General features: G+C 63.5%; 10 protein-coding genes and 1 pseudogene. 3 read left to right on the top strand and 8 right to left on the bottom strand.

Annotated features, from left to right (window positions below):
* Positions 1-107 precede the first annotated feature (107 nt).
* From AC30NL_RS20925 to AC30NL_RS20915, 3 genes are read right to left on the bottom strand one after another with little or no spacing between them, the layout of a single operon-like run.
* Positions 108-1,529 (bottom strand): serine/threonine-protein kinase, encoded by a 1,422-nt coding sequence (locus tag AC30NL_RS20925; protein ID WP_489465909.1) that lies wholly within the window; start codon positions 1,527-1,529, stop codon positions 108-110.
* Between the two features lie 28 nt (positions 1,530-1,557).
* Complete coding sequence (locus AC30NL_RS20920) at positions 1,558-2,430, bottom strand: Tll0287-like domain-containing protein (RefSeq protein ID WP_489465908.1); 873 nt, start codon at positions 2,428-2,430, stop codon at positions 1,558-1,560.
* A gap of 15 nt (positions 2,431-2,445) precedes the next feature.
* Positions 2,446-3,366: a FecR family protein gene (locus AC30NL_RS20915; RefSeq protein ID WP_489465907.1), complete on the bottom strand. Its 921-nt coding sequence runs from the start codon at positions 3,364-3,366 to the stop codon at positions 2,446-2,448.
* Between the two features lie 205 nt (positions 3,367-3,571).
* Between AC30NL_RS20915 and tagH the strand changes: the two genes are divergently transcribed.
* Both tagH and AC30NL_RS20905 read left to right on the top strand, forming a co-directional pair.
* On the top strand, positions 3,572-4,705 hold the full coding sequence (gene tagH, locus AC30NL_RS20910) for a type VI secretion system-associated FHA domain protein TagH (protein WP_489465906.1): 1,134 nt from the start codon (positions 3,572-3,574) through the stop codon (positions 4,703-4,705).
* A gap of 154 nt (positions 4,706-4,859) precedes the next feature.
* Positions 4,860-5,339 carry a universal stress protein gene (locus tag AC30NL_RS20905; protein WP_489465905.1) on the top strand — a complete coding sequence of 160 codons (480 nt, stop codon included), beginning with the start codon at positions 4,860-4,862 and terminating at the stop codon, positions 5,337-5,339.
* Positions 5,340-5,406: 67 nt separating this feature from the next.
* Here AC30NL_RS20905 and AC30NL_RS20900 read toward each other — a convergent pair whose 3' ends face one another.
* From AC30NL_RS20900 to AC30NL_RS20880, 5 genes and pseudogenes are all read right to left on the bottom strand, one after another.
* On the bottom strand, positions 5,407-5,928 hold the full coding sequence (locus tag AC30NL_RS20900) for a DUF5063 domain-containing protein (protein WP_489465904.1): 522 nt from the start codon (positions 5,926-5,928) through the stop codon (positions 5,407-5,409).
* Positions 5,929-6,091: 163 nt separating this feature from the next.
* Positions 6,092-6,943 (bottom strand): IclR family transcriptional regulator domain-containing protein, encoded by an 852-nt coding sequence (locus AC30NL_RS20895; protein ID WP_489465903.1) that lies wholly within the window; start codon positions 6,941-6,943, stop codon positions 6,092-6,094.
* A 218-nt stretch (positions 6,944-7,161) separates the two neighbouring features.
* Positions 7,162-7,573, bottom strand: a pseudogene (locus AC30NL_RS20890) (Lrp/AsnC ligand binding domain-containing protein).
* A 50-nt stretch (positions 7,574-7,623) separates the two neighbouring features.
* Positions 7,624-9,438 (bottom strand): zinc ribbon domain-containing protein, encoded by a 1,815-nt coding sequence (locus AC30NL_RS20885; protein ID WP_489465902.1) that lies wholly within the window; start codon positions 9,436-9,438, stop codon positions 7,624-7,626.
* Positions 9,439-9,637: 199 nt separating this feature from the next.
* Positions 9,638-10,756 carry a saccharopine dehydrogenase family protein gene (locus AC30NL_RS20880; RefSeq protein ID WP_489465901.1) on the bottom strand — a complete coding sequence of 373 codons (1,119 nt, stop codon included), beginning with the start codon at positions 10,754-10,756 and terminating at the stop codon, positions 9,638-9,640.
* 119 nt (positions 10,757-10,875) lie between these two features.
* On the opposite strand from AC30NL_RS20880, the gene AC30NL_RS20875 reads away from it, so the two are divergent.
* Positions 10,876-11,316, top strand: coding sequence for an Lrp/AsnC family transcriptional regulator (locus tag AC30NL_RS20875; RefSeq protein WP_489465900.1), 441 nt, complete (start codon positions 10,876-10,878; stop codon positions 11,314-11,316).
* Positions 11,317-11,398 lie beyond the last annotated feature (82 nt).

Genomic DNA, 11,398 nt, shown 5'->3' with positions numbered 1-11,398 from the left:
TCTAGGCGCAAAGCGCAGCCATAGCCCGGGCTATGGCGAGCATTTGCAACGACGAGCAGGGGTCTTTTGGCGTGATGAGCGGGCATGATCGAAATACTCTCTGCCTCTCAGACGCCCAAGACGGCCGCCTCACGCAGGAAGCGCTCGCGCTGTGCGTCGGTAGGCAGGCTTTGTACGATCTGGTTGAAGAAGTCGTGCCGGCTCGCACCGTTTGCGGCAGCCCGCTTGGTCACCACGCGAGCGATCGGCCCGATGTAGGTCGTCAGGATGCGCGTCGTGCGCTCGAGTTCCTCGGGCGTGACTGGTGGTCCCGGCGTCGGCGTGCGCGGCAGCGGCGTGTCGGTGCCCGCCGGCACGCATGCATGCAATGCGGCAAGTCCCTTGCCGGTCACGGCGCGCACAAATGACTCCCGGTCATTCCAGCGCTCGATGATTTCGGCCAGCGCCGCCGTCAGGGTATCGAGGTCCTTGTGCTTTTGGGCCGCGCGCCGCACCAGCACCCGCGCGACCGGCCCGAGGAAGCGGGCCAACTCGAGCTCGATGCCCGCCAGCACCGTCGAACTCCAGCCGGTGGGCGGCGGGGTGCTTGTGCCCTGGACCGACAGCGGCTTCGGCGTCGAAGGCGTTCCCCCATTGATGCCGATCGACATCGACCGTCGGATGGGCGATCGGATGGTCGCATCGGACAGGGTGCTGTCCAGCGGTTCTGCGTAGTCGGCGAGGATGGCCCTGCGGAACTCGCCGGCGCTCTGGAAGCGGTGGTCCGGGTCCTTCACGAGTGCGCGCGCGACGATTGCGTCGTACTTCGGCCAATGGCGCTGCGGATCGATGGTCGATGGTGGCGCGGGGTCGTGATAGCACACGTCGTGCATCACTGCTTCGGAGTGCCCGCGAAATGGCGCCTTGCCGGACAGCAGGTAGTAGAAGAGCACGCCCGACGCAAAGATGTCGACGCGGTGGTCAATCTGCCCGCCCAGGTACATCTCGGGTGCGATGAAGCCGGGCGTGCCCATGATGAGGTTGGTCGTCGTGCGGTCGGCAGTTTCGATGCGTGCGATGCCGAAGTCTGTGAGCTTCACGCGGCCGTTGCTCATCACGAGGATGTTGGCCGGCTTGATGTCGCGGTGCCAGATGGCGTGCGAATGCGCGAATTCCAGTGCGTCGAGCACCTGCACCATGATGCTCACCGAGTCATGCTCGTTGAACGCGGCGCCTTGCGTTAGAAATTCGCGCAGGCTGTTGCCTTCGACGAACTCCATGGCGATGAAAGCGTGCTGCGTGTCCTCGCCGTACTCGTAGACGGAGACGATGCCCGGATGGTTCAATGTTCCGGCCGCCTGCGCCTCGCGGCGAAAACGCCCCGACAGCGTCTCGGTCATGTCCTCGTCGTCGATCAGCTCCTTGCGAATGGTCTTGATCGCAACGTGCCGCTTGATGACAGGGTCGTAGCCGCGATAGACGACCCCCATCGCTCCTTTGCCGATGAGTTCCGAAATCGGGTACTTGCCTACCTTTGTCGGAATCGTCATGAGTGCCCCTGATTCACTGCACGCTGCACTAGCTCTCCAACATTTTCATCGCTTGCACCATGCTAGTACGCATGCGGGCGATCGAACGGGACAGCGCGCCGATCTCATCGCGTGACTCGCGCTCGAATTCGGGAATCTCGAGTTCGCCCAGGCTCACCCTGTCGGCGAATGTCGACAGCTTGCCGATCGGGCGAATCACCAGCGCCCACAGCATGGTGTTGAGGACGATGCCGATCGCGACGAACACTGCCGAGACCGATCCCATGAACACCGTGAAGACTTGCTTGGCACGTTCAAGCGGAACCTCCGTGGGCACGGAGATGATTTGCGCGCCCACCACGTCGTTGAGCGTCCAGCCGAAGCCGTTGTCCGGGCCGTAGCGTTCGAGCATGGTCTTGGGGGCCACGTCGACGGTGCTGTGGCACTGCAGGCATTTCTGCGCGGTGACGCGCAGCGGACGCGCGATGTAGAACGAACGCCCATTGGGCGTGTCCCGGTCTCCGATCAACTCAGTCGTGTCCTTGCTGTTGCGAAAGCGCGTGATCAGGTCGGCTTCCCAGTCCACCGCCCGATTGCGCGGATTCGTCGGGTTCAGCACCGCTTCCTTGTAGCCGTACGCGCTGTGGGTCTTTCGCAGGTCATTGAACACCTCGGTGGCCGAATAGGCCGGTACCGACTGCGGAAGAAAGGTGTATTTCAGTTGGGTTTCAAGCAAGGGATTCACCTGGGTCGAGGTGTACCCGCGTGCCGCGATGGCTGTGTCCATCAAAAGCCGTGCGTTCTGGGCGATTTCTTCCCTCGCGTTGCGCTCCAGCAGCTTCCATGACACATAACCTGTGGCGGCGAGGCCCAAGGCGAAGATCAGCAAGAACACGAGGTTGAACTTCAACAGCAATTTCATCGCGATGACCTCAATTCAACGGGTGGCGGACGATGCGGCGCCGCTGGCCGATCGGCCGGATGTCCACGCGGCGCGCGGCGGATCCTTGGGCTTGTACTTCTCGGGAAACAGCACGGGATCCCACTCGGGGTGGGCCGACAGGTTGGTGATCAGCGCTGCCCGAAAGGTCGGCTCACGGGCCTTTGCGCGCCAGCGCTGCACGAGCGGCCGACGCACAGCCGGCTCGGCCTTGAGCCAGCCCTCAACATCGGCATACGCAAAGGCGGGCGCCTCCATGGCCTGCACCTGCCGATCACGGAATCGATCCAGCCGCGAAGGCAATGAGTCGCGAAAGTCGCGCGGCATCTCGCTCACAAATGTGGGTGTCGCCTTGTGCGTCACGGTCCCGCGCCAGCCCTGCTTGCGCGCGTAGAAATCACCGGCCTTCAGCGGCACCGCAACGGTGCTGCCGTTCGCCTGCCGCTCGGCGAGGCGCAACTCGCCGCGTTCGACGAAGAGGCTGACGTCAGCTGGTGATTGCCGCAGCACAACCACGGTGGCCGCATTGGCGGGCACGTCGATGAGCGGCGAGCGAAGCTCCAAGGCAGGGGCGGGGGTCGGGGCCTGCTTGGGGGTGGACAGCTTGACCCACCCCTCCATCAGGTACAGCCAACGTCCTGGTTTCTGCCGCTCAGCCCCGCCGATCAGCATGACGCGCGTGGACGGTCCGAACTGAATGATCGACTGGTCGGGATATTCGATCTGCGCGAAAGAGGAGGCAGCCATGTCCACGATGTCGCCGCGCACCAGCTGCAGGCCCTCGACGCCACGCACGCTGCCTGCGCCGCGATACACCAGTGCATTGCCTTCGAGGATCGTGAACGTGCTTGTCGAGTCAACTGCATGCGCGTTTGAAATCATTGCCAAGGCTGCAGCGAGCATGAGTACACGGATCATTTGCCAGCGCCTCCAAGAGTCGACCAGGTTCCTCAAGCAATATGGACCTCGCACTCAAGCGCTGTCAATCTTCCTCTTCCTGCATTCGTGGGGGGGGCGTATGAACCTGGGGGGCATGTGCCGGATGCGGCGGCAGTAATATCGACGATCGAAGGCGTCCAACCCTGTCTGTGTTGCCGGAGGGCCGGAAGCGGTTCAAGTTCAAATGATCGCAATCCGTGTCGTTTCCCGAGCAGGAGATCCGCTGGGCGCAAACTTGACGGCCCGCTTCGACGAAGCGGGCGGCAGTATCGGGCGTGGTGCCGATTGCACACTGGTGCTGCCCGACCCCGAACGCCGCATTTCGCGCAGGCACCTGCAGATCACCTGGCGGGACGGTCGCCACTTGGTCCGCCTGATCAGCACCAACCTGCTGTGCCAATTGAACGGCGTGCCCCTCGCCCCCGGCATTGAATACCCACTCGACGATGGGGCCGACTTGCAGGTCGGTCCGTTCGTTCTCCATGCCCGCGACGAGGCGATGTGGTCTGCGCCGTCGGGGGGCGCTGATCCGATGAGCCTGCTGTCCCCAGCGCAAACGGCCAGGCCCAGCGTTTTCCACGACTTGCTGCATCCGGCTGCCGTGCCCAGCACACCGGCTGTCATCGCGCATGACCTGGATCTCGTCGTCGGCGACACCTCGGGCTACGGTGCCACCCCTGCGCGCCCGAATACGCCAGTGCAAGCCGAAGAATTGATCGCCGCCTTGTATGCCGGCCTGGGTGTGCCGCCTGTGCCGCCCGCGTTGCGGTCGAAGGAACAACTGGAGTTGATCGGTGCACTGCTTCGCAGCACCGTGGGCGGCACACTGGGGCTGCTGGCCTCCCGAACCATTGCGAAGCGCGCACTGGGCGCGGGCCAGACGCTGCCACAGATGCGGCAGAACAATCCGCTGAAGTTTTCGCCCGATGTGGACACGGCGCTTGCCCGCATGCTGGGGCCGCCTCAGCGCGGCTTTCTTGCGCCGCTTGCAGCCGTTGCTGCCGCCTTCGACGACTTGCGTGCCCACGAACTTGCTGTGCTTGCCGGCATGCGCGCCGCGCTGGAAGCCGTTCTCGCCCGTTTTGATCCGGAGGAACTGGAATCCCGACTCGCCAGCAAGGGGGTATGGGACAACCTGATGCCCGTCAACCGCAAGGCCAGGCTTTGGGAGCGCTACGGCGAACAGCATGCCGAACTCCTGCGCGAGGTGGAGGACGATTTCGACTCACTGTTCGGCAGGGTCTTTGTTCAGGCTTACGAGGCTCAGTTGGCGTTGCTTGGTCCCCCCGAGGCGCGGCCACAAAAAACCGCGGTTTGAAGTTCGCAGGATTGCGGACCGAACTTGAAGATCGTTCGGAATGTGGGATGCCCGCGTCAAGGCGCGCGCCTGAAGTTACACATCTCTTGAGGCTTGACGCGAGCCGACACACCGGCTCAAGCTCACGCCTGTCTCAATCACAGTCGAGGATGCCATGCACATCTTGCTGCCTGTTGATGGTTCACCTCAGTCCCTTGAGGCCGTTCACCACGCGATTCGCCTCGTGCGTGAGGGGCTCAAGGCGGAAGTCCTTCTCGCGAACGTGCAGGAGCCGAGCTCGCTGTACGAGTTGGTGGTGGTGCACGACGCGCAGGCCTTGCGGCGTGTCGCGCTTGAAGCTGGTGAACATGCGGTCGCGAAGGCCGTTGCCTTGTTGACCGAGGCGGGCATCGAGTACGAAATCGAGATCGCTTCGGGCGACCCGGCGCACATGCTCGCCGAAATCGCGGAATGCAACGAATGCGATGCGGTGATCATGGGCGCGCACGGCGAAGGCGCGAACAAAGCGTCGCTCGGCGCGGTGGCGCAAGCCCTGCTGCGCAACTCGCCGATTCCAGTGATGATCGTGCGTCCGCCTGAGGTGGCTGAGGTGGCTGAGGTCGACGTCGCCGAGGAAAGAGCCGATTCGACGTAGCCATCGTGTGATGGGGTGCAGACGATATGGCGCATCGTCGACGGAATCGGGTCGCCTGGGCTTGCCGCTACGAGCTGCTGCACAGGCCGCTTGGGTCCTCCTGGGCGAGGTAGCAATGCAGGGCGCGGATGGCGGATGAAGCGTGCTTGCCCCAGTGGATCTGAAACTTGAACCCCCATTCCCACAGCGCGTCGTCGATGTCGCCACCTTCATGCAAATGCAAACCGACGGCCAGGTCACGATAAATGTCGGTGAGGTCGTCGGCGAGGTCGCCGACCACGGGTTCTTCCGGTGGCACCAGCGGGCTGAAGATCTCGCTGTAGTGCTGCAGTGGAATTGCCGAAGCACGGTGTCGAACGGCAGCCAGCCGATCGGACAAATCGAGGTCGTCGTCACGGTCATTCGACACGTGCTCGCTCCACGGCTGCGGTAGCGCCAATGCGGCGGTATAGACGGCGACCACACGACGCAGGACGACGGGCGCCATCAGCGGGCCGGCATCGTTCCTTCCATCCGCCCATTCGACAAAAAGCCGAGCTTCCACACTGAAGAGGTCGGCGATCTGCTGGCGGTTGGTTCGGAGTTGCATCGAGCCAAGACTACACGACAAGGTGGCCAGATTGAAGCGTCATCCGGCAACCCGATGTAGTGCTCAGAGGCTGAGAGTTTTTCGAGCGTGCCCCATGGAACTCGGCGAACGTCCGGGTGACATACCGCGCATCGCTTACCGAGAGGTTCTCAGCCTCTCATGCCTACAACACCGTCCGCATGCTGGCCTGCGCTTGAAGCAGGGCAGGCAGGCAGTCGTTGACGAGTTGGTCCATGCTGACGCGTGCCGCATGAACGCTGATGTTCATCGCTGCGAGCACCTCACCGCGGTAGCTCTTGAGCGGCACGCTGATCGTGCGCAGGCCGGGTTCGAGTTCCTGGTCCACCGTCGCATAGCCTTGCGAGCGTGCTCGTGCGATTTCTTGGCGCAAGCGCTCCGGGCTTGTGACGGTGCTGGTGGTGAGCGGTGCGAGGGTTTGCTTGGCGATCCAGGCGTCGACCTCGTTTTGCGGGAGTGCCGACAGCAGTACGCGGCCGTTGGCGGTGCAGTAGGCTGGCACGCGGTTGCCTGGTTGAAGGGTCGACGACACGACGCGTCCGGCGCTGGTGGCCGCGATGCAGATCACGTCGGCGCCCTCGAGCACGCCGGCCGAGGACGCTTCCTTCAGGCCGAAAGCGAGTTTGTGCAGTTCGGGCTGCACGATGCGAGGCAGGCGCGCCGAGTGCATGTAGCTCTGGCCCAGGCGCAAGACCTTGGGTGTCAGGGAGTACATCTTGCGCTCGCTGGTCACGTAGCCCAGGTACTCGAGCGTGATGAGGTAGCGGCGCGCCGCGGCCCGCGTGAGGCCGCACAGCGATGCGACCTCGGTCATGGTCAGGCGCGGACGGTCCTGATCGAAACATGAGATGACCGCCAGCCCCTTTTCGAGTCCGGCGATCAAGTCGCGCTTTTGCGGGCCAGGCTTGGCCAAGGGAGCGGCCAAGCCGGAAAGGTTGGTAGCGCCAGTCGCGTCTATGGCGACATCGGACTCGACGTTTCGGTCGAATGCATTCATCTAGGACTCCCGACTAGTGGGGGCGTTATTCGCCCGCTCGCTGTGCAAATGGACCATGTCAATTCGTTCAGCGGACGAATCTACCTAGAAACGGCGACCAAGATGTTCGCTAACCAAATCAAGGTGCGATTATCGTTCGTCGCGCGCGATCATGCGTCGCGTGGCATCAGGCCTTCCCAAGGGGTCGCGTTGTGAAATCTGATGTGGTGTGTGTTCATTCAAGTGGCGAGGTCGACGGGCAAGGGCGCGGAGGCCTTGACCTCTTCCATGGAAAATCATCGAGCGCACATCGTCCACCCCCGGCACCTGCATCAGCCGGTCGGTGAGGAACTGCGACAGGCTCTTCAAGTCGCGCGCCACGACCTTCAACAGGTAGTCATCGTCGCCCGATACCGTGTGGCATTCGAGGATCGCAGTCGCGGCGGTGGGACGGGTGTTGAAGGCGCTGGAAGCGCGGGTCGTGTCCCGCGAAAGCGTCACCGTCTGAATTCGTGGCCTGGATGCAACCCGGGCCAAATCCTTAGGATTTGGCCCGAAACAATTTCCCGATTTGGGGGCGCTGGGCGGGCGCGCTGCGGCGTTGCTCCTCACTTGTGTGGCTCGCCACTCGGCGCTCGAAGCGCCTTGCATCGCATCCCGCCCAGCGCCCCCAAATCGGGAACTAATTCCGGGCCAAATTCTTAACGCCCCAGGGAGTTGCCGCACTGCGCGCAAAACCGAGCGCCCGGCTGCGTCGGCTGGCCACAGCGCGTGCAGTGCAACGCGGGCTGCGCGTCATTCGCGTCCATGTCGAGGATGGACGGCGGCTCTACCGTCGAAATTGCCGCCTCCGTGCGAAGTGTCCGTTCAATCTGCGCAGCCGTTGCACCGTCCGCTGATCCCGAAAGCGAACGTTCTCCCACATTCAACGCGGCCATGCGGGCCTGGTCCTCCGGCGCTCCGGGCGATACAAGCACGCTCTGGTTGCGACCGAAGTGCATCAAGTGCTGAGCAAGCGCCCTGGCTTCCCTTTCGGTGGAGAACATCGCAGTCACTTGCCGCGCCGCGTCCTTGCCGAACACCACCGATTCGATGCGGGCACGCCAGACGCGAAGCGTCATCGACTCGGTGCGCACCACGTCGTTTTCGGTGTTCATTCGGCTCGTGAACTGGTTGCCCGTGCCGATCCGTGAGGTCTGGTAGTTGCCGATCATTTCGACCCACACCAGCACCGACTCGAAATTGAAGCGGCCCCACAGCTGCGAGGAGCGGTCGAAGCAGAAGTACGCAACGAGTCCCAGGATGGCCGAGTTGCCCAGTAGAGAGAAGCGATTGTTTTGCCACGGCGCGAACGCGTCGAAGTTGCGCACGAAATACAAGGACAGGCTCGCAGCGACGATCACCAGCGCCAGCCCGTAGAGATCGAGCAGCAGCAGGGCACGATGCCGCGGTTCGGCCAGGGCGGCTGCGAAAGTCGGCGCCTTGGTGCCTGCCACCGGAAGCGGTTGCGTTTCCTCGAACAACTCACCTGCAAAGCTGCCGCTCGGAGTCGCGGACGAGGTAACCGGGTCGATGCGCGCATAGCGCCGATTCGGAATGCGCTCGGTCCACTCCGACTGCAGGTGCCTATCGAGTTCATCCATCAGCACTGCGGGCGGACCGTTCATGGACAACCGAGCCTGCTCGACGCTCGTGCGTGTCTGCGGCGAGGCGTCCACTTGTGCGAGCACGGCGACCATGGCGAGTGTGCAGGCGACGAGCGCGGTGCCCAGCATCACGAAGGTCTGCACGTTGAGCGAGAAGCCGCCGAGCGATGGCAAGCTGGACCCGGCCAGCCCGATCGCCACGGGCCCGACGATGGCGACCGCGATCAGCCCCACCAGCGAGGCCCGGCTCAGGCGCGCCCGCTGTTCGGACAACACCGGCTTCACAAGAAAGTACGCGCCGAACACGAAGTACACGATGCCGATCCACGGCCGGGTCGTTTGCGTGCCGAATACCAGCCACGAGAACAAGAAGCTCACGAAAGTCGCGACGATTGCGGCGACGTTGAACATCGACAGCTGCGCGAGCTGCTGGACCTTGACTGGCGCGGTGATGAGCGTGGGCATCCAGTGGTAGAGCAGGCCCTCGATGGCGCCCTTGGGTTCCGGATATGTGATGCCGCCCTGGCGCAGCAGCTCTTTCACGGCATCGGCGGGGACGGAGCTGCCATAGGCGCCGACGGGGATCTCAGGCGCAAGCGAGGCGGGCCGGCCGCGACCGAAGAAGAATCGCAGCCGCCTGGCGGCCATCGCGCCCGCGGCGAGCCCTGCGCCCAGCATGAGCAGCCCGGCCAGCAGCGGCGCCGCGGCGAATCGCACCGCCTGGTCTTGCATGGCGCTGCGGGCCCACCACAGGCACGTCACACCGGCCACCAGCAGGAGCGCGGCGCTGATCGACAGAACCCGGTTCTGCAGTTGGTAGGGATTGGGCAGTTCAAGACGCTTGGACTCGGAGCTGTAGTCGTAACTCATGGCCTGTTCGCTGCGGTGCTCGTGGAGCGCCGCAGTGTAGGGGAGGCCGCCACTTCGGCCTTGACCCGGCTTAGACCCGCTGCGAGGTTGCTCAGAGGCTGAGAGTATTTCGATCATGCCCGCTCGTCACGCTCGGACACGTTCGAAATACTCTCAGCCTCTCAGGTCGCGTGCACCCTGCGCGACTCCGGCTGCGAATTCAGGCGGCCTTCGACAGCTCTTCCATCGCGTACACGCGACCGAAGCGGTTGCCGAGGAAGTCGCGCAGCGGCACGTCTTCCTGGCGCACGAAGCCCGTCTGCGGCAGGCGGCCCTGGGCGAGCATGTCGAGCATTGCGCACAGGCTGCTCGCCGTCGTGATCTGTATGGCGCTGCGCGTCTTGCCGGCCAGAACGTGGCTGTAGATCTTGCGGGCATAGGTGTCTTGCACCAGCTTCCCGTCCTTCATGCCCGACACCGTCACGAAGACGATGACCACGTCTTGCATGGTCGCCGGAACGGACTGCTCGAGGATGTCCTTGAGCACACCGCGCCGATCCTTCAGGCGCAGATCGTGCAAGAGCGCTTTCATGATGGCGGCGTGACCGGGGTAGCGGATGGTGCGGTAATTCAGCGTGCGGACCTTGCCTTTCAGCGTCTCGCACAGAGTGCCCAGGCCGCCGGAGGTGTTGAAGGCTTCATACAGCACGCCATCAAGCGAGAACTCCTCGCGTTCTTCGAGGGCAGGCACTTCGCGGACCTGACCGTCGACGATGGCCTCGCACGGCTCGCAGTACTCGTTGATGACGCCTTCGGTGCTCCAGGTCAGGTTGTAGTTCAGCGCGTTGCTCGGGTAGGCAGGCAGGGCGCCGACGCGCATGCGGACTGAGTCGAGTGTGTCGAACTGGCGGGCCAAATCGGCGGCGACGATGGAAATGAAGCCGGGCGCCAGGCCGCATTGGGGAATGAAGGCAGTCGAGGCACCCTCGGCCAGCGCCAGCACGCGGCGCGTACTGGCAACGTCTTCGGTCAGGTCAAGGTAGTGGACGCCCAGGTCACGGGCGGCTTCGGCGACCTTGATGGTGAGGTGATAAGGAGCGGCACTCAGCACAGCGAAGCAGCCCTTCATCGCGGCACGAAGGGCCTTGGCGTCCGTGACGTCGAGGCACAAGGTGGACAGACGGGGCGACTTCTTGGCATCGTCTTCAATCTCCTGGAGCAGCGCTTCGGAGCGGTCGGCAACGGTCACGTGGTAGCCGAAGTCTTCCGGGGTTTGAGCCAGCAGGTCGGCCACCACAGAACCAATCTTGCCGCCGCCGATGACGAGGATGTTCTTCATGCCTGCCTCCAAGAGTGTGGAACCGGGTCAATTCTCATGCCGCCCTACGCAGAACGCAGCTGGACTACAGACGAAACCACGAACACAATTCGGCGAAACATTGGCGCTATTTCGTCGAAATGCCAAAACTCCTGCTCGATGTCACCGATCACGCGCTGATTGCCTTGCTGCGTGAGAACGCGCGAGCCTCCACCGCCGAACTCGCCCGCAAACTGAGCCTGTCGCGCACGACGGTGCAAAGCCGCATCGAGCGGCTGGAACGGCAGCGGGTCATCGCCGGCTACACGATCACCGTTCCCGACGAACTCGAGGCATCGCTGGTGCGCGCTCACGTCATGATCACGCTGGTGCCAAAGCAAAGCGCCGCCATCGAAGTGGCGCTGCGCAAGATTCCGGAAGTGCGGGTGCTGCATTCGGTCAGCGGGCCCTTCGACCTGATCGCCATCGCGGCGGCTACATCGATCGGCGAGCTGGATGCGCTGATCGACCGCATCGGTGCGCTCGACGGCGTGGAGCGCACCACCTCGGCCATCGTTCTCTCTACCCGAATAGAGCGCTGACCTGAGAGGCTGAGAGTATTTCGAACGTGTCCGAGCAGCACGTCAAAAGGCGCCTGATCTAGGCGCAAAGCGCAGCCATAGC

The organism is Rhizobacter sp. (assembly GCA_021153565.1).
Taxonomy (GTDB): Bacteria; Pseudomonadota; Gammaproteobacteria; order Burkholderiales; family Burkholderiaceae_C; genus Albitalea.
The sequence above is the reverse complement of the archived record's forward strand: the minus strand, read 5'-3'. Positions and strand labels throughout refer to the sequence as shown.

Coding starts and splice junctions, on each gene's coding strand:
- AC30NL_RS20915 (WP_489465907.1), bottom strand. CDS start 3,366: ATGATCCGTGTACTCATGCTCGCTGCAGCCTTGGCAATGATTTCAAAC.
- tagH (WP_489465906.1), top strand. CDS start 3,572: ATGATCGCAATCCGTGTCGTTTCCCGAGCAGGAGATCCGCTGGGCGCA.
- AC30NL_RS20900 (WP_489465904.1), bottom strand. CDS start 5,928: ATGCAACTCCGAACCAACCGCCAGCAGATCGCCGACCTCTTCAGTGTG.
- AC30NL_RS20895 (WP_489465903.1), bottom strand. CDS start 6,943: ATGAATGCATTCGACCGAAACGTCGAGTCCGATGTCGCCATAGACGCG.
- AC30NL_RS20920 (WP_489465908.1), bottom strand. CDS start 2,430: ATGAAATTGCTGTTGAAGTTCAACCTCGTGTTCTTGCTGATCTTCGCC.
- AC30NL_RS20925 (WP_489465909.1), bottom strand. CDS start 1,529: ATGACGATTCCGACAAAGGTAGGCAAGTACCCGATTTCGGAACTCATC.
- AC30NL_RS20875 (WP_489465900.1), top strand. CDS start 10,876: ATGCCAAAACTCCTGCTCGATGTCACCGATCACGCGCTGATTGCCTTG.
- AC30NL_RS20885 (WP_489465902.1), bottom strand. CDS start 9,438: ATGAGTTACGACTACAGCTCCGAGTCCAAGCGTCTTGAACTGCCCAAT.
- AC30NL_RS20880 (WP_489465901.1), bottom strand. CDS start 10,756: ATGAAGAACATCCTCGTCATCGGCGGCGGCAAGATTGGTTCTGTGGTG.
- AC30NL_RS20905 (WP_489465905.1), top strand. CDS start 4,860: ATGCACATCTTGCTGCCTGTTGATGGTTCACCTCAGTCCCTTGAGGCC.